A 16,396-nucleotide genomic window follows, 5' to 3' on the forward strand; every position below is an offset into this window, starting at 1 on the left:
TCGGGAGCAAGCCATGTCCACCCGTCCCCGCAAGGCCCTGATCATCGGCGCCGGCATCGCCGGGCCCGTCACCGCGATCCTGCTGCGCCGCGCCGGGATCGAATCCGCGATCTACGAGGCCCGGCCCTATTCCAAAGGCATCGGCGGCGGTCTGCAGATCGCGCCGAACGGCATGCATGTGCTGGACGAGATCGGCCTTGCTAACGAATTGATCAGCCGCGGCTCGGTCGCAGAGGCCTTCGACTTCTTTTCGCAAAACGGCGAGCGGCTCGGCTCGATCAACCGCGACATGGCGCGGCGCTTCGGCCAGCCGGCTGTCAATGTCTGCCGCGCCACGCTGAACGAAATCCTGATCGACAAGGCCTGGTGCGCCTGCGTCTCGCTCTATTTCGAGAAACGCCTGATCAAGATCGAGGATCGCGGCGACCAGCCGGTCATCGCCTACTTCTCCGACGGCACCACCGCCGAAGGCGACTTCCTGATCGGCGCCGACGGCGTCCATTCGATCACGCGACGCCAAGTGGTACCGGACGGACCAACGCCCTTCGACACCGGCCTGATCGGCTTCGGCGGCTTCGTGCCGCGCGCCGTGCTCGAGGGCAGATCAATCGGCCGGCACGTCGAGACCACTTTCGGGCAGAGCGGCTTCTTCGGCTACGGCTATTGCAGCCCGGATCCGAACGACGGCGTGATGTGGTGGAGCACGCAGCCCGCGCGTGGCATGGACGCGGCGATGTTTCGCGCGCTCGACCAGGCGACGCTGAAGCAGCATCTGCGCGGCTTCCATCGCGGCTGGCACGATCCGATCCCCGACATCATCGACGCGGCCGAGAACATCGTGGTCACCGACACGCTCGACGTCGCGACCCTGCCGATCTGGTCGCGCAAGCGCTCGCTGCTGATCGGCGACGCTGCGCACGCGACCAGCCCCCATGCCGGCCAGGGCGCCTCGCTCGCGCTCGAGGATGCGATGCGGCTCGCCCGCCTGATGCAGGAAGGCCACGAGCTCAGCGCCACCTTCCACGCCTTCGAGGCCGAGCGCCGCCCGCGCGCGGAAAAGATCGTCGCCATCGCCCGCCGCAACGGCAACAACAAGCGCGAGTTCAGCGCCACCGGCGCGTGGATGCGCAATCAGATGCTGAAATGGCTGCTGCCGCTGGGCTCGAAGAGCATGGAGTTCATGTACGCGTATGACGCGCGGGCGGTGTAGCGGCTAACGCTGTCATGCCCCGGCTTGACCGGGGCATCCAGTACGCCGCGGCCTCTCGATTCAACAACGACTGTCTCTGGAATACTGGATCGCCCGGTCAAGCCGGGCGACGACACCGTCATTCGGGCGCGCAACCTCGCCTACCCCTCCACCTCAAACCTGAGCCCGGCGTGATCGACCAGCCGCTTGACCAGCTTGTGCTGCATCGCCGCGCCCGGCGTCCAGAGACCGGCTGCCACATCGGGGGTGTCGCGCAGCAGGCAGATCGCACATTCGGAGATCATCTTGGCCGTTGACGCATAGCCGGGATCGAGGTCGCCCTTTACCGCCGCGCGAACCTGACGGCCATCGGGCGCGATCGCGACATAGAGCAGGTCGTAGTGACCGTTGTCGCGCTCCTCCTTCGAGGGCCCCTCGCCGGGCTTGAGCGCTTCAGGGCCAGTCTTTTCGCTGTTGGCGGCCATGACCAGCTTTGCGTTGGCTTGCCCTTCCTCCCCAGCCCCCGTCAGCACCATCTCGTCGTAGACGAAATCCCTGCCATACGGAAATCCCATCAGCATGTTGGAGCGGTGAACGTTGCGCGTATTGAGGATCGCCATCGCGAACGGGGCCGACCAGGATTGCAGATCATCCTCGAACACAGGCTTGTTGCCGCGCGGCTGTTTCGGGCCCTCGAAGCCCGGCGTGAAGGCGAACGGATTCTTGAGGATCGACACCAGGCTGAGATCCTGTGCGACCGCTTCGAAGGTGATCCTTGCACTCGCCGAGGTGCCGCCGGAGAACTTCCAGCTGATGTCGCGGACGCGCCCTTTTACGCGCGGCGCTGGCGCCCCGAATACGCGCCTGGCTTCCGCCTGCACGAAGAACGCACCGAGCTCGAACGGGATGGAATCGAAGCCACAGGAGAACATGATGCGCGCGCCGCTCGCCTTGGCTGCCGCCTCATGCTTGTCGATCATCCGCTTCAGCCAGATCGGCTCGCCGCAGAGGTCCATGTAGTCGGTGCCGGAGGCGACGCAGGCGGCGAGCAGATCGGAGCCATAGAGTTGGTATGGACCGACAGTGGTGATGACCAGCTTCGCCTGATCGACCATCGCCCGCAACGACGCGGGATCGGCCGCATCGGCAACGATGAGCGGCGTGTCCTTGGGCGCGCCGATCGCGTCGCGAACGGAGGCGAGTTTGTCGCTGCTGCGCCCGGCCATCGCCCATGTCGGTGCGCCGTCACCGACATAGTGAGCCGCGAGATACTCGGCGACGAGCTGGCCGGTATATCCGGTTGCGCCATAGACGACGATGTCGAACTTCGCGGGCACGGATCACGCTTCCTGCAAGTCTGTGGAGCTTACGCTTCCACCTTGAACGTCAGCCCAGCATGCTCCTGCAGCCGCTTGATCAGCTTGTGCTGCATCGCTGCACCCGGCGTCCAGAAGCCGGCCGGCACGTCCGTCACATCGCGCAGCATGCAGATCGCGCATTCCGAGATCATCTTCGAGGTCGAGCCGTAGCCGGGATCGCGGTCGCCGGTGACGCCGGCGCGGACCGTGCGGCCGTCGGGTGCGATCGCGACATAGAGCAGATCGAAGAGGCCGTTCTCGCGCTCTTCCTTCGAGGGTCCTTCGCCCGGCTTCGGTGCGCTCGGGCCGGTCTTCTCGGCGTTCGCCGCCATCACGCGCTTCGCGTTGGCCTCGCCCTTCTCGCCGGGACCCGTCAGAACCATCTCGTCGTAGACGAAGTCCTGACCGTAGGGAAAGCCCATCAGCATGTTGGAACGATGGACGTTGCGGGTGTTGATCAGCGCCATCATGAACGGCGCGGCCCAGGATTGCAGATCCTCCTCGAGCAGCGGCTTGTTGCCCCTCGGCTGCTTCGGCCCGGAAAATCCCGGCGTCAGCGCGAACGGATCATTCAGGATCGTGATGAGGCTGATGTCCTTGGCGACCGCATCGAAGGTCGCCTTCGCGCTCGCTGCGGTGCCGCCCGACAGCGTACCGCGCATGTCGCGCACGCGGCCCTTGACGCGTGCGGCAGGTGCGCCGAACACGCGTTTGGCCTCTTCCTGCACGAAGAAGGCACCGAGCTCGAACGGCACGGAATCAAAGCCGCAGGAGAACACGATGCGCGCGCCGCTCTCTTTGGCAGCCGCCTCGTACTTGTCGATCATCTGCCGCATCCAGATCGGCTCGCCGCAGAGATCGAAATAATCCGTGCCGGTGGCGACGCAGGCAGCTAGCAATTCCTCGCCGTAGAGCTGATACGGACCGACCGTCGTGATCACCGACATCGTCTGCTCCGCCATCGCCTTCAGCGAGGCCGCGTCCGACGCATCCGCGACAATCAGCGGCGTATTCCCGGGCGCGCCGACCGCATCACGCACCGATTTCAGCTTGCCGAGGCTGCGGCCGGCCATCGCCCATTTGAGCGAATTGTCGCTCTTGTAATGCTGAGTCAGATATTCGGCGACGAGCTGGCCGGTGAAACCGGTCGCGCCGTAGACGACGATGTCGAATTTCGCAGAGCTCATGGTCGTCCCTTACTTCTTCGCGTAACTCACGCCCATGCCGGCACGGACGTCGCTTTGGATACCATAGGGCGGGATCGGATAGCGCAGCCCGTTCCTGGCCAGCGCCTTCATGCCCTCGATCGCCTTGGCGAGATGTTCCGGCTTCAAGGCCATCAGCATCTCCTCGTCCGGCACGCCGCCATAGCGCCGTTCGGCATAGCATGGCAAGGACAGGCTGGGCTCCCCGCTCTTGAGTGCCCGCCCCCAGGAATCCGCACAGGCGGTCTCACCGACCACGCCCCATTCGAACTTCTTGTAGCCGGTATATTGCAGCCCGTTGATCAGGATGATCATCTGCCCCGGCGTCGCATAGACGAGGCAGATGTCGGGCGGATCGAGCCGGCCGCTGGCGAGCGGACTGACGGCCAGCGCCTGATAGTGGCCGAACGGAACCACATCGAGCGCCTCCTGACGCTTGCGCGCGTCTTCCGCAGTGCCGTGCCAGACGCCGACATAGTTTTCGCCGGCGAGCCATTTTTCATCCTGTGGCGCAAGGCCGATCACCGCGCGGCACTGGGCGCCGACGAGATCCTCGCCGGTGATGCCGACCGTCCATCCGAGACGCGCGGCCATGCTGACGATCTGGTCGGTGGTGTGGACCGCGTTCGGCCGGCGGATCTTCGGGATCGCTTCCATGTGGGCAGCTTGCGCGAACAGCTTCATGCCGATCACCGTCGTCTTCAGCCGCAACAGGCTGTTGAGATCGGCGACGAGGCCGGCAAGATCGATGGGTTCAGCGGCCTGCTGCTGCATGACGTCCTCCCGGCCCGGCGATCGCGCGCCGTTGTTGCTTGTTCGCCTTCGTTCTAGTCCTTGCCCGGTCCCGGAAGCAACTCGCCGGTTCGGCCCGCAAGCCGATAGGCGATCAGACCGATCCATTCCCGGATCGCAAGATCGGTACGGAAAAGCCCGCTCGACGACAACGTGTCGACCCCGAAGAGGCCGCCGACCCGCCAATCAACGGGATAAGGTTCGACCGCAAATCCGGCCTTGCGGAAGATGCCGTAGGAGCGCGGCATGTGATAGCCTGACGTCACCAGCAGCCAGCGTTCGCCGGGCTTGGGCATCACCAGAGCCTTGGTGAACTCGGCGTTCTCGAACGTGTTGCGCGAGTCGCGCTCGATGATCAGGCGCTCCTTGGGAACACCGAGATTTTGCAGCAGCGTCGCGGCATAGTCGCCTTCCCGCGCGTCACCGGACATCAGATTGGCGCTCCCACCGGTGAAGACGACGCGCGCATTCGGATAGCGCCGCGCGAGCTCGACGGTGGCGAAGATGCGATCGGCGGCGTTGTGCACCACCGGCACGCCGTGAAGCTGCGACATATCCGGATCGATCGGTCCGCCCAGCACGATGATGCCGTCGGGTGCGCCGCGCGCGGCGTCCCACGGCGGAAAGCGCGATTCCAGCGGATACATCAGAAAATTGCCGAGCGGCGAGAAGCCGCACAGCGCCAGCAGCACGATCGCAGCCGTGACCAGCCTGCGACCGACCCCAGCGAACCGCGTCGCGAGCAGGAGGACACCGACGACACCGAGCTCGATCATGAAATTGGTCGGCAAAAGCGCGATGCCGATCGTCTTGGAGAGAGCGAAGAACAGGGGGAGGCCTCGTGGAGCGGCAGACTGCCGACAGGCGGGCTGGTCCCGCCGATCCATCCGCCTTCGACAGACGTTTCGAGGAGATAGATTGCCGGGTCAAGCCCGGCCATGGCAAGTTTCGATGGCAAATTGCAAGGCTAACCGGACGAGCTACATGACCCATCACCACCTGCATTCAAGCCCCGAGACCTGCCACTGGGGCTTCTTCGAAGCCGCGCTCAAGCCTGTCCTCACCGTCAAAAGCGGCGACGAGGTGACGGTCGACACCATCAGCGGCGGCCCCGACATGCTGCCCGACCCCGACAAATTTCACATTCCGCCGGAGATGCACGAGGTTCACGCCAGAAGCGAGCGCATGCTGCCCGGCCACATCCTCACCGGACCGATCGCGGTCGAGGGCGCCGAGCCCGGCGACGTGCTCGCGGTCGAGATCCTCGACGTCCAGCTTCGGCAGGATTGGGGCTGGAACATGATCAGGCCGCTGTCCGGCACCCTGCCCGACGATTTCCACGAGATGCGCATCCTCAACATCCCGCTGGACCGGACACGGATGGTCGGCCGCATGCCCTGGGGCCTGGATCTGCCGCTCAAACCGTTCTTCGGCGTGATGGGCGTGTCGCCGCCGCCGGCCTGGGGCCGCATCTCCTCGCTGGTCCCGCGCGCCATGGGCGGCAATCTCGACAACAAGGAGCTCGGTGCCGGTGCGACATTGTATCTGCCGGTGTTCGTCCCCGGCGCGATGTTCTCCTGCGGCGACGGCCACGGCGTGCAGGGCGACGGCGAGGTCTGCGTTACCGCGATCGAGACCGCGCTCCAGGGCCGCTTCCGCCTGACGCTGCGCAAGGACCTCAGGTTCGACTATCCCCGCGCCGAGACGGCGACGCACTACATCACCATGGCGATGGACCCCGATCTCGACCAGTGCGCGGTCCGCGCGCTGCGCGACATGATCGTGCTGCTCGGCGAGACGCGCAACCTGTCGCGCGAGGACGCCTACATGCTGTGCAGCCTGGCCGCCGATCTCAGGGTGACGCAGACCGTCAACGGCTCCAAGGGCATCCATTGCATGATCGAAAAGGCGATCGTGCACGGCTGAGCCGACCCGCCTTCCCCGACCTGTCGACGCCACGCCGCCGCCCGGACTTCCGCGCGGCGCGCTGCGCCATGTCGAATTTCACAAGCGATTCCAAAGGGCTGAGCCGCGACATCAGGCTGCATTTGACTTCTGCCATCGAACCTAAATAGAGTCTTAATCGTTACTTTTATGTACCTGAGTATGAGGCTAGCGTTCGGACCATGGCCACCGAAAAAGCCGAGACTGACCGCATTCCCGTAACCTTGGCGCTCTCGACCATCACCTATCTGGAGAAACTGGTGAGACAGGGCACCCACGGCACCAGCGTTCCCGGCGTCGCACGTACCTTGATCGAGGAAGGCATCCGTCTCGCCATCAAGGACGGGCTTTTGTCGATTCGCGACAATGGCAGGACGTGAGCGCGCGCCGGACGTGAGGCGGACGGATCTCGGTAAGCGGATGGCCGACATCTGCAACCTGGGACCGTTACAATGCCTGTTCTCTCACCAACCTGGACTGACGAGCGAATTGAACTTCTGAAGCAACATTTCGAGGCCGGCCTCTCCTGCCGCGAGATCGCCGCCGACATCGGCGTCAGCCGCAATGCCGTGATCGGCAAGCTGTCCCGGCTCAATCTGACGCGCAGCCGCGCGGTCGAGGACCGCAGGATCGAGCGCAGCCTTGCGCCGCCGCGAGGGACGCGAGCCGTGCCGCGGCTGCAATACGAGATGCTCGCCACGATCTACGGCGAGACCGACGCGCCCGTGGTCGCCGGCCCGATCGACGATGCCAATCGCTGCTCGCTGCTGGAGCTCTCGGAGAACCGCTGCCGCTGGCCGATCTCGACACCGGGCGCTGAGGATTTCTGCTTCTGCGGCAATAGCGCGCCGGACGGACAGTCCTATTGCGCCGGCCACAGCCGCCTCGCCTACCGGCCGAACTCGCGCGCCCGCATGATGCGCGGCTAGATTCTTGTGTGGCGCGTTTTCTTCAAGCGAACCGGGATCCACTTCGCTTGAGAACGCTTTGAAACGGCAATCCCAAAACGAAAAACCTCCGGCGGGGCATCACCGGAGGTTTCTGGAGGCTTAGCGTGAAGCTAAGAGCCGTGACTTTCGTAATCGGCTGAAAGCTATATAGCTGATCAACTCAGGTAAGTAAATAAGTTTGAAGCCGATCGAATCGCATGGCTCGTCTTCGTGGCCCGCACGGGCCGCCGGATTTTCCGAAGGCCCCTATTGAAAAAGCCCCGGCGGTGTCCCGCCGGGGCTTCGTCAAGTCCGAAAGACCCTTCAGCTTACCAGTTGCGCTGGGCGCGCAGCAGCAGGCTGTAGGTGTCCTGGTCCTTCAGCTCGTAGGTCGCGGCCGGCTTGGCAACGCCCGTCAGCGCACCGGTCGTGATCACGCCCGAGTACTTCTGGTCGAGATGGCTGTAGGTGAAGTCAGCCGAGAAGGTCAGGTTCTTGACCGGCGTCCAGCGGGTGATGACGCCGACCTGGCCGATGTTGAAGTCCGGGTTGCAGGTGCCGGTCAGAGTGGCGAACGCGGCGCTGCCGCAGATCAGGCTCTTCGCCGTGCCGCTGTAGTTGACCGCAGCCCACGCGCCGTAGAGCGCCGAGTTCCAGTACGGGCTCCAGTTGTGGGTGTAGGCACCACGGAAGCCGTAGGTCTTGGTCAGCTCGAGGCCGCCGCCCGGACCGAACACCGCGTCAGACACGCCGGCGAAGCCGATGCTCTGATACGCGCCGCTGGAGCTGCCGAACATCGAGTAGCTGGTCGCGGCCAGCTCCTGGAAGTTGTAGCGGCTCGCGCCCTCGGTGTAGACGCCCGAGAGGTTGATCACGTCGCCGGCACCGGTCGGGATGTTCTTGATCTGCAAGGCGAGCTGAACGGCCCAGCCCCACTTGTCTTCGGGGTGACCGGTGGTTTCAGTCGCGCCGTAATAGCCGACGTGGTTGTCGTGCGCGGCAACCGACGCCTGGAACAAGCCCCAGGCCTGGTCGACACGAACCGTACCGACGAGGTCGGGAGCCCGGCTGCCGCCGAGATCGTTCGAGCCGTAAGCGCCGCCGAGGACGCCCGCGGTGCTCATGCCGGCCGTGTTCCAGATGTTGGTCTGGAAGACCTGCGTCTGGTCCTGCGCCGAGAAGATCGCCGTGATGCCCTGGCCGAAATCGGCCGTGTAGGTGAACTGGTTGACGCCGTTGGTGGTGCCGCTGCCGCCGACCAGCTGGTCGAAGTTGTTGCCGGGATAGTTGATCCAGGGCGCGTCGAACTGCGACACGGCCTTACCCATGGTGAAGCCGGCGAACTGGATGAAGGCGTAGTAGACGCCGAGCGCGCCGCCCGAGAGGTTGCCGTCGGTGCCGTTGACGTTGCCGCTGCCCGATCCGGTGAGGCCGGTGCCGGCCGCGTTGAGGCCGATCGTGCCGCTGTACTGGGTGGCGCCCGTGCCGGAGCCGGTGCCGCCGTAGTTGCCGGTCGTCCAGGTGAAGACCGCATCGAAATAGGTGCGGACCACGCCGTACTCGGTCGCGGTGCGCGTGTCGATGTTGAGGTCTTCACGAGCGCGCGCCGAGTAGTAGTTGGTCAGGCGATTATTGGCCGCGAACACGCCGTTGTACTGGGCGCTGTAGTTGCCGCCGGCATTGAGCGCGACTTCCGCACGCAGGTAGCCGCCGAGCTTGATGCAGGTGTCGCTGCCCGGGATGTAGTAGAAGCCGGCACCGTACAGCGTGCAGATCTTGACGTACTCGACCGCCTTGGCCTTGACCGGAAGATCGGCCGCCTGGGCTCCACCGACGGCGATCAGACCCGCCGCAGTGCCGAGCAAAAGGCTCTTCACCACTCTCATTTAAAACCTCCAAGTTGCTCATTTTGCGGAGACCGGACCGTGAGGCCCCCCAGATCCCCGTCTCTTCAAATCCGCTCGGCCGCTTCGCGCTTTCGGACGCACCCGCTTTCGACGCGAGGGACGTGAGCGAACCACCTGCAACGGGACGATCGAGTACCCCCCACCGTCACGGAGCAATATGCCTGCGCCGTTACACTAATCAAAATAGTTTATTTGGTAAGCTTTCTGGTTTCGCTAAACCTGTGCTCCCAGGGCAACACCGCGGCAGGGCGAAAATGCTGATCCGCTCATGTTTGTAATTTTAGTGACAAAATTACCCTGCTCTGCACTTGCGTCAGAGCAGGCTTGCGTGGACTATGGCCTTCCACGAGCACCGGCCTGAAGAATCAGTTCACGGGAGTGACGCTGTGTCAGCGACGAGGAAAGAAGGGGCGCGCCTCCGCCCCATCGGCAATCTGGATATCATCAGGCGCTTCACCTGGGAGATATCGTCGATCAACATGTATCTGGAGGAGCTGCGTCAGTTCTGGGCGAGGACGCTCGGCATCAGCGGTCCGCAATGGCTGATCCTGATGGCGATCTCCGACCTCGACAAGGACGACGGCGTGCCGGTCAACGTGGTCTCCAAGCTGCTCCACGTCGATCCGTCCTTCGTCACCACCCAGTCCAAGCTCCTGGAGAAGAAAGGCCTGCTGCGCCGGCGGCCCTCGCCGACCGATGCCCGCGTGGTGCGGCTGTCGCTGGTCGACAAGACCCAGAAGCACATCGCGAGCCTCAACGAGCAGTACAAGACGATCCGCGAATTCGTCTTCCAGGAGTTCGACGAGAACGAACTGACGGAATTCACGACCAAGCTCGCGACGCTGAAGAACCGCCTCGAAAAGGCCTGCGTCAGGCTCACCCTCGACTTCTGAGTCGCGGGTCCTTTCTCCGAAAGTAAGAGGCCGCGCTCAGATCCGCCGGCCGACGGCGCTCAAACGCGATTCCAGCCAGTCGAAGATGTATTCGTTGGCAAGGCTCGGATTGTCCGCGTGGGCCTGCGCCGCACCGGTCTCCGCCGAGGTGAACACCTTCAGCACGATATCGGAGCTGCCAAGCCGTGACTTCTGCACGATCTGGCGCGCACGGTCGGCCTTGAGCCAGCCGTCCTCGCCGAGCGTGATCAGCACCGGACAGTCGACACTGGAGGCCATCAGCGGCGCCGACGGCACCGGCACGATGCTGAGGTCGCTCATCGCAAAACGGCTGGCGAAGAAGGATCGCTCGTGCAGGTCCCACAGCCCGCCGTCGCAGACCGCCGCGGCCAGCCGCGGCTCCTGCAACACCGCGCGTGCCACGAAGGAAGAGCCCCAGCCGTCGGCCACGATCGCGACGCGATCGAAATCGACGTCGCCGCGCGTTTCCAGATAGTCCATCACGCTCGCAATCGAGCTCTCGAGATCGCGGCGCTGGAGAAGCGTATCGGTGTAATCGTCGCGCTGGTCGCCGAGCAGGTCCAGCGCGAGCATCGACAATCCGCGCTCGCGCGCATGCGGCGCGAGCTTGAACAGGAATTCCTCTTTGCGGTGGCCGGGCTCGCCGATGCAGATCACGGTTGGCGCGCGACCGGCCGCCGACGATGCGGGCAGGAAGTAGCCCTGCAACGCATGATCCTCGACCCAGGGTATCGTCACGACCTCGCCGGCCGGCGCGCGCGCCGTCAGATAACGGCGGGCGCATTCCTGCATCGCCAGCACAGCGACCCAGCGGCGTTCGTCGGCCTGGTCGAGCGGCATCGCCGCGGCACCGTAGTAATTCAGCGCCCGCAGCCAGTTGCGCTGCGCGGTCGCCATGTGGCCCTCCGCGAACGCCGCCTCGGCGCGATGGCGATTGACTTGCGCGAGCTTCTTCCACTCACGATGCCAGGATTGCTCGCCGCCTTGCTTGAGCTGCCGCGCGATCATCAGGCATTCGGCGATGGTGGCCCCGCCTTCCTGGGCCGCAGTGAGGAGCCGCGTGAATTCAGCGGAGATGTCCTCGCGCTCCGGGCAAAGGATCCAGTCGTCGGAGAGGCATGCGGGAATCATCGGGAGCTACGCTCTATCGTCGCGTTACCCGTGATTCACTAAACTATTTTGGTTCTCTAACCAAGCTGCCGTGCGCGCCATTACAGGCGTTTGAGATCACCATCGCTTGAACGATGCTTGAACGACAGGCCATGCTGCATGCGTGACATTCCAATTCGTCATACGGGGCGGGAAACTGGCAAGAGGTGGCACGTAAAACTACCGGCGTAACATGCAAGATGACCGACGTAATATGACGTCCGCACCTCTTGCCATGATGATCATCATACCTGCATCTGCGCGCGTTCGTTGACAGTCTCAGCCAGTCGGACTCAACCGAGTCGCCATCCGACCTCCTGCGTGAAGCTTTCGTAGAAGGAACGTTCATAGGCCTGCTCCGGCGTAGCACGAACGCGCTCGTCAAGACGCTTTGCGTCTTCGCCCACAAGAATGCGCCAGCGCTCCGCCTTGACCCCGTCGAGGATGATCTTGGCCGCTTGCGCAGCCGTCGTCGGCGCATCCTCGAGGAAGCTGCGGGCGCGCTCGGCGAACACCGCCTGGATGTCCTCGTCCGACATCTTGTCGGCATCCGGCACGCCGGCGGCGACCATGCGCTTGCGGGTCAGCGCGACCTCGTCGGGGTTGAGCCGCTCCGAGCCGTCCGTGCTCTGCACCTTGCGCGAGTTGGAGACGATCGAGGTGCCGATATGGCCGGGCATCACCACCGAGCATTTGACGTGCGGCGCGTGCAGGCGCAGATCGTTGATCAGCGCTTCGGTAAATCCCTTCACCGCGAACTTGGCCGAGCTGTAGGCGGTGTGCGCCTGGTTCATGCCGATCGAGGCCCAGAAGCCGTTGACGCTCGCGGTGTTGACGATGTGGGCCTCGTCCGCCGCGACCAGCATCGGCAGGAACGTGCGCACCCCGAGATAGACCCCGCCCCAGCAGATGTTGAAGGTGCGCTCCCACTGCTCGCGCGTGTTGGTGAACAGGCTGCCGCCGCCACCGATGCCGGCATTGTTGAACAGCAGATGGATCCTGTCCGTCTTCTGCTGCTCGGCGAGCTCATCGCGAAAGCGCTTGAGATGATCCTCGATCGCGACGTCGGCGACATGGGTGGTGACGCGCAGGCCCTGCGGCAGCTTCTCGACCTCGCACAGCCGCCTGGTCTCGGCCATCGCGGCTTCCGAGACGTCGCACATCGCGACATTGCAGCCCTCGGCAACGAGCTGCCGCACCAGCTCGCGTCCCATTCCCGTGCCGCCACCGGTGACGACAGCGATCTTTCCTGCAAAATCCTTCATGGGACTTCGGTCCCTCCCCTTATCGGTCTGTTTCTTCGTCACCGCGCCGCTCACGCGGATGCCCGCAAAATGTAGCAGCGCCGCATCCGCAGGTAAAAGCGGATCGGCGCTGCCATTCGACATCGTTATTTCGGCCGGCGGATTATTCGGCCGCCTCAATGTGCTGTCCGTTCAACGCGCCGAGCGCCTCCAGCGCCTTTCGCGTCGCAGCCTGCTGCGCAGGCGAGGCCTCCGGCATCGGCGCGCGCGGATAGGTCTTCGGCAGGCCCTGGAGCGTCTGCGCATAGCGCGTGCAGGCCGGCAGATTGTCGGCAATGACAGCGTTCCACAGCGCCAGCAGCTTCTTGTGCAGGTCGAGCGCGCGCGGATGGTCGCCCGCCTTCACCGCGTCCCACAGCGCGACGGAGGCATGTGGCGCCGCGGTCAGGATCGCGGCGATCGAGCCATGGGCGCCGAGCGTGTAGGACGGATACATCAGCGCATCGACCGCGCTGTAGATCAGCTTGTCCGGCGCCATCATCATGAGGTCCGCGAACAGTTTCAGATCGCCCGCGCTCTGCTTGACGCCGACCACCAGCGGCACCTCGGTCATGATCCGCGTCAGCAGCGCCGGCGACAGATACGACCACGGCACGACGTTGTAGATGATGATGGGCATGCCGGTCTCATCGGCCATGGCGCGGAAATGCGCCACCATCGCCTCGTCATCAGGCTTGAACAGATAATGCACCGGCGTGACCTGGACGGCCGCGACATTCATGTCGCGCACCAGCCTGCCGCGCCGGATCGCATCGCGCGTGGAGTCCACGATGATGCCGGCGATGACAGGAATGCGGCCCTTCACCGCCGCCACCGTTGCCGCCATCAGGTCGCGATATTCCTCGTGATCGAGCGTGTGCCCCTCGCCGGTGGAGCCGCCGGCGGCGACGCCGTGGGCGCCGGCACCGATCATCCAGTCGACCTGGGGCGCCACCAGCCCAAAGTCGATCTCGCCGTCTTTCCGGAACGGCGTCGTCATCGGCGGAATCACGCCGGTCGGTCGCACCTTCATGGTCTGCCCTCGCGTTTCCATAACCCTTGGGCGGCCCCGCTCTTTTGACGGGTATCCGCACGCAGCCGAGCGTATCGGCTGCAGGCGGCCTGTGAAGAGCAACCTACGCGGCGCAGCCCCCACAATCGGTCATTCCTGCCCTTCTCTCCCGCGGGTTCCCCGTATTTGCCCGGCTTCGGTTTAAGGGCAATTTTTTTACAATCCGAATCGTCAAATGGAGGTGGACGCTGGGTCGAGTCGGCCAGGCCAGCGTGTTGTTTGTGTCACAGGCTCTGGCACTCCGCTTGCATCCTCTTCGTGGTCTTAAACTACCGATGAGGTGACTGGAATGTTCGTGACCGTCGTAGCCGTGCTCTGCCGGCTTAGCGCAGCTAGCTCAGGCAGTTGCGTCGAGGAAATCGTGACCGACAGCAACATGACGCCCGAGATTTCGATGATGCAGTGTGCGATCGGCGCACAGGCACCGCTTGCGAAATGGATGGGCGAGCATCCGATCTATCACGCCAACTGGCGCCTCGACCGCTACAAATGCGTGCCGGGTCACTACGAGATCAAGGGCCACGCCTAAGGCCCCGCAGAATTACGGATAGCGAGGAAACGCCCCGGGGGCCGCCTTACCCCTCCGCACGGGCTCGAGCAGCGCCAGACTCATCGCGGCAGCGCTTTGTGACAATGATCACGCTTTCCGATTAAGCAACCTCCCGCCAAATCATCGCACGCGCGTCGCGCCCATCGGCATCGGTGAGCGCAGCGATTCGCAGACTCACAATTGTTGGCTGGAACGCCACGGACCAGATCGCACCGATCCTTAATCCCTCGCCCCTATCGTGAACTCTCAACGAGGAGAGATCGATGGCGGGGGCCTGCAAGGGATGCGGTGGCGGCGATGGACTGCCGTTCGAATTCAGGATGGCGTTTCAACCGATCGTCGCCGTGAACGAACAGCGCGTCTGGGGCTACGAAGCATTGGTGCGCGGGCCTCAGGGCGAAGGTGCACAGAGCGTGCTGAGCCAACTGACCGAAGACCAACTTTACCGCTTCGACCAGGCCGCCAGAGTCATGGCGATCGAGACCGCGGGAAAGCTGTTTGACGATCCGCGAGCGCGACTGTCCATCAACTTCATGCCCAACGCAGTCTACGAGCCGCAGGCCTGCATCCAGCAATCCCTGGCGGCGGCGCGCCGTTCGAACTTCCCGCCCGCGAACCTCATGTTCGAGTTCACCGAAAACGAGCGCATGGCCGATCCTGCGCATGTCGAGCGCATTGTGCGGACCTACAAGACGCTCGGTTTTCTGACCGCGCTCGATGACTTCGGGGCCGGCTATGCCGGGCTCAGTCTGCTGGCGAGGCTCCAGCCGGACCTCATCAAGATCGACATGGAGCTTTTGCGCAACATCCATCTCAGCCGCCCGAAGCAGGTCATCGTCGCCGGCATCGCGTCGATGGCACGCGAACTCGATATCAAGCTCCTCGCCGAGGGCGTGGAAAACGAAGCCGAGCTGACGGTGCTCCGGGCCGCGGGGATCGACCTTTTCCAGGGATACTATTTTGCCAGGCCGGGCTTCATGAGCTTGCCGGATGTACACCCGTTTTCCGCAACGGCGGCGGCCCGCGCAGGCTGACGGTCGGCTGCCTCGATGATGAGCCGCCCTCCCCCGGCCATCGTCCCCTAAGCTATCGCGCGCATGATCAGCGCACGCGCCTGTCGTCCCTCCGGCGTCGGCATCAGCGCGTAATTATGCGGCTGGTCGCGCAGCAGATGCAGCTCGACGGACACGCCCACCGCCCGCGCCCGTTCCGCGAGATCGACGCTATCGGGGTAGAGCAGATCGCGCGTGCCCGAGAAGATCGTCATCGGCGCGAGCGCGCGGAAGGCGCCGTTGAGCGGGCTGACGAAGGGATGGCCGATGTCGAGCGCGCCGGCATAGAGGTGCCCGGCCTCAACGATCCCCGGAATGTCCTGGATGGGATCGCGGCGCGCGATCTCCTTTTGCTCGGGACGGCTGACCGATGCATCGGCCGCGGGCGAGATCAGGATCAACCGGTCCGGCTGCCGATGCCCGCGATCGCGCAGCCATTGGCAGGCGGCGAGCGCGAGGCTAGCTCCGGCGGAATTGCCTGCTACCGTGACCTTTGCGCCTCCCGCATCTTCGAGCAGCATCCGCAACAGCTCCGCCGTCCTGGGCACGACATCCTTCGCGGTAGCGCGCGGCGCCAGCGGATAGATCGGCACCACGCACACGACGCCAGCCTTGCGCGTCATCTGCCCGATAAAACGCCAATGCGCCGGCATGATCTCGTTGATGTAGCCGCCACCATGCAGGAACATGACGTGGTTGCGGCCCTCATGGCCCGACGACGGCGCTGTGTAATAGACCGGCCATCCCCCCATCTTGGTCAGGACCGCCTCGACGCCGCGGCCGAGTCCCGTCGGCTCGAACGAGACAGGCGCCAGTGCGAGCTTCTGCACATGCGCATGCACCGCCTCGGCGGATGCGAGCTGCTGCTTGTAAGGGAGCAGTCCGAGCAGCAGATTGAGGGCCCGGCTTTGCAGGCTCGGCGCGGGATCGCGCGGCGCCCGCGCACCGAACACGCAGCCGCCGGGGCAAAACTGCAAAGCCGACACCAGTCTTGCAACGCTCATTGCTCGGTCCTCCGCCTGGCCCGGCATTCCATATGGCGACAAAGAGGC

At 64.4% G+C, this 16,396-nt stretch carries 16 protein-coding genes; 7 read left to right on the forward strand and 9 right to left on the reverse strand.

The window, feature by feature from the left end; translation table 11 throughout:
- Positions 1-13 precede the first annotated feature (13 nt).
- Positions 14-1,210, forward strand: coding sequence for an FAD-dependent monooxygenase (locus AC1RR3_RS38110; protein WP_492830396.1), 1,197 nt, complete (start codon positions 14-16; stop codon positions 1,208-1,210).
- 140 nt (positions 1,211-1,350) lie between these two features.
- On the opposite strand, the gene AC1RR3_RS38115 is transcribed toward AC1RR3_RS38110, so the two are convergent.
- From AC1RR3_RS38115 to AC1RR3_RS38130, 4 genes are read right to left on the reverse strand one after another with little or no spacing between them, the layout of a single operon-like run.
- Complete coding sequence (locus AC1RR3_RS38115; RefSeq protein WP_492830397.1) at positions 1,351-2,526, reverse strand: saccharopine dehydrogenase family protein; 1,176 nt, start codon at positions 2,524-2,526, stop codon at positions 1,351-1,353.
- Between the two features lie 29 nt (positions 2,527-2,555).
- Positions 2,556-3,734: a saccharopine dehydrogenase family protein gene (locus AC1RR3_RS38120; RefSeq protein WP_492830399.1), complete on the reverse strand. Its 1,179-nt coding sequence runs from the start codon at positions 3,732-3,734 to the stop codon at positions 2,556-2,558.
- Between the two features lie 9 nt (positions 3,735-3,743).
- A complete protein-coding gene (locus AC1RR3_RS38125) occupies positions 3,744-4,526 on the reverse strand; it encodes a DUF169 domain-containing protein (RefSeq protein WP_492830401.1) in 783 nt (260 codons plus the stop codon).
- A 53-nt stretch (positions 4,527-4,579) separates the two neighbouring features.
- Complete coding sequence (locus AC1RR3_RS38130) at positions 4,580-5,374, reverse strand: YdcF family protein (protein ID WP_492830448.1); 795 nt, start codon at positions 5,372-5,374, stop codon at positions 4,580-4,582.
- Between the two features lie 154 nt (positions 5,375-5,528).
- Here AC1RR3_RS38130 and AC1RR3_RS38135 point away from each other — a divergent pair, with 154 nt between their 5' ends.
- From AC1RR3_RS38135 to AC1RR3_RS38145, 3 genes are all read left to right on the forward strand, one after another.
- Positions 5,529-6,470, forward strand: coding sequence for an acetamidase/formamidase family protein (locus tag AC1RR3_RS38135; RefSeq protein ID WP_492830403.1), 942 nt, complete (start codon positions 5,529-5,531; stop codon positions 6,468-6,470).
- Between the two features lie 200 nt (positions 6,471-6,670).
- A complete protein-coding gene (locus AC1RR3_RS38140; RefSeq protein ID WP_007603456.1) occupies positions 6,671-6,868 on the forward strand; it encodes a hypothetical protein in 198 nt (65 codons plus the stop codon).
- A gap of 72 nt (positions 6,869-6,940) precedes the next feature.
- A complete protein-coding gene (locus tag AC1RR3_RS38145) occupies positions 6,941-7,417 on the forward strand; it encodes a GcrA family cell cycle regulator (protein WP_492830406.1) in 477 nt (158 codons plus the stop codon).
- A 329-nt stretch (positions 7,418-7,746) separates the two neighbouring features.
- Here the strand turns inward: AC1RR3_RS38145 and AC1RR3_RS38150 are convergent, their stop codons facing one another.
- Positions 7,747-9,303, reverse strand: a complete 1,557-nt coding sequence (locus AC1RR3_RS38150) for a porin (RefSeq protein WP_492830408.1) — start codon at positions 9,301-9,303, stop codon at positions 7,747-7,749.
- A 407-nt stretch (positions 9,304-9,710) separates the two neighbouring features.
- Between AC1RR3_RS38150 and AC1RR3_RS38155 the strand changes: the two genes are divergently transcribed.
- Positions 9,711-10,217, forward strand: coding sequence for a MarR family winged helix-turn-helix transcriptional regulator (locus AC1RR3_RS38155; protein WP_492830410.1), 507 nt, complete (start codon positions 9,711-9,713; stop codon positions 10,215-10,217).
- A gap of 36 nt (positions 10,218-10,253) precedes the next feature.
- Here AC1RR3_RS38155 and AC1RR3_RS38160 read toward each other — a convergent pair whose 3' ends face one another.
- The 3 genes from AC1RR3_RS38160 to AC1RR3_RS38170 form a co-directional block, all read right to left on the reverse strand.
- Positions 10,254-11,369: an alpha/beta hydrolase family protein gene (locus tag AC1RR3_RS38160; RefSeq protein ID WP_492830412.1), complete on the reverse strand. Its 1,116-nt coding sequence runs from the start codon at positions 11,367-11,369 to the stop codon at positions 10,254-10,256.
- A 311-nt stretch (positions 11,370-11,680) separates the two neighbouring features.
- Positions 11,681-12,652 carry an SDR family NAD(P)-dependent oxidoreductase gene (locus tag AC1RR3_RS38165; RefSeq protein WP_492830414.1) on the reverse strand — a complete coding sequence of 324 codons (972 nt, stop codon included), beginning with the start codon at positions 12,650-12,652 and terminating at the stop codon, positions 11,681-11,683.
- A gap of 142 nt (positions 12,653-12,794) precedes the next feature.
- Positions 12,795-13,703 (reverse strand): dihydrodipicolinate synthase family protein, encoded by a 909-nt coding sequence (locus tag AC1RR3_RS38170; RefSeq protein ID WP_492830416.1) that lies wholly within the window; start codon positions 13,701-13,703, stop codon positions 12,795-12,797.
- A 328-nt stretch (positions 13,704-14,031) separates the two neighbouring features.
- Here AC1RR3_RS38170 and AC1RR3_RS38175 point away from each other — a divergent pair, with 328 nt between their 5' ends.
- Positions 14,032-14,271 (forward strand): hypothetical protein, encoded by a 240-nt coding sequence (locus tag AC1RR3_RS38175; RefSeq protein ID WP_492830418.1) that lies wholly within the window; start codon positions 14,032-14,034, stop codon positions 14,269-14,271.
- Positions 14,272-14,555: 284 nt separating this feature from the next.
- On the forward strand, positions 14,556-15,326 hold the full coding sequence (locus tag AC1RR3_RS38180) for an EAL domain-containing protein (RefSeq protein ID WP_492830420.1): 771 nt from the start codon (positions 14,556-14,558) through the stop codon (positions 15,324-15,326).
- Positions 15,327-15,373: 47 nt separating this feature from the next.
- On the opposite strand, the gene AC1RR3_RS38185 is transcribed toward AC1RR3_RS38180, so the two are convergent.
- Positions 15,374-16,348, reverse strand: a complete 975-nt coding sequence (locus AC1RR3_RS38185; protein WP_492830422.1) for an alpha/beta hydrolase fold domain-containing protein — start codon at positions 16,346-16,348, stop codon at positions 15,374-15,376.
- Positions 16,349-16,396: the final 48 nt, after the last annotated feature.

Source organism: Bradyrhizobium sp. GW821-FHT13H05 (assembly GCF_058804065.1).

Bases quoted from the DNA above. Each gene is read 5' to 3' on its own strand.
- AC1RR3_RS38110 (WP_492830396.1), top strand. From the start codon at position 14: ATGTCCACCCGTCCCCGCAAGGCCCTGATCATCGGCGCCGGCATCGCC.
- AC1RR3_RS38120 (WP_492830399.1), bottom strand. From the start codon at position 3,734: ATGAGCTCTGCGAAATTCGACATCGTCGTCTACGGCGCGACCGGTTTC.
- AC1RR3_RS38125 (WP_492830401.1), bottom strand. From the start codon at position 4,526: ATGCAGCAGCAGGCCGCTGAACCCATCGATCTTGCCGGCCTCGTCGCC.
- AC1RR3_RS38135 (WP_492830403.1), top strand. From the start codon at position 5,529: ATGACCCATCACCACCTGCATTCAAGCCCCGAGACCTGCCACTGGGGC.
- AC1RR3_RS38140 (WP_007603456.1), top strand. From the start codon at position 6,671: ATGGCCACCGAAAAAGCCGAGACTGACCGCATTCCCGTAACCTTGGCG.
- AC1RR3_RS38145 (WP_492830406.1), top strand. From the start codon at position 6,941: ATGCCTGTTCTCTCACCAACCTGGACTGACGAGCGAATTGAACTTCTG.
- AC1RR3_RS38150 (WP_492830408.1), bottom strand. From the start codon at position 9,303: ATGAGAGTGGTGAAGAGCCTTTTGCTCGGCACTGCGGCGGGTCTGATC.
- AC1RR3_RS38160 (WP_492830412.1), bottom strand. From the start codon at position 11,369: ATGATTCCCGCATGCCTCTCCGACGACTGGATCCTTTGCCCGGAGCGC.
- AC1RR3_RS38165 (WP_492830414.1), bottom strand. From the start codon at position 12,652: ATGAAGGATTTTGCAGGAAAGATCGCTGTCGTCACCGGTGGCGGCACG.
- AC1RR3_RS38170 (WP_492830416.1), bottom strand. From the start codon at position 13,703: ATGAAGGTGCGACCGACCGGCGTGATTCCGCCGATGACGACGCCGTTC.
- AC1RR3_RS38175 (WP_492830418.1), top strand. From the start codon at position 14,032: ATGTTCGTGACCGTCGTAGCCGTGCTCTGCCGGCTTAGCGCAGCTAGC.
- AC1RR3_RS38180 (WP_492830420.1), top strand. From the start codon at position 14,556: ATGGCGGGGGCCTGCAAGGGATGCGGTGGCGGCGATGGACTGCCGTTC.
- AC1RR3_RS38185 (WP_492830422.1), bottom strand. From the start codon at position 16,348: ATGAGCGTTGCAAGACTGGTGTCGGCTTTGCAGTTTTGCCCCGGCGGC.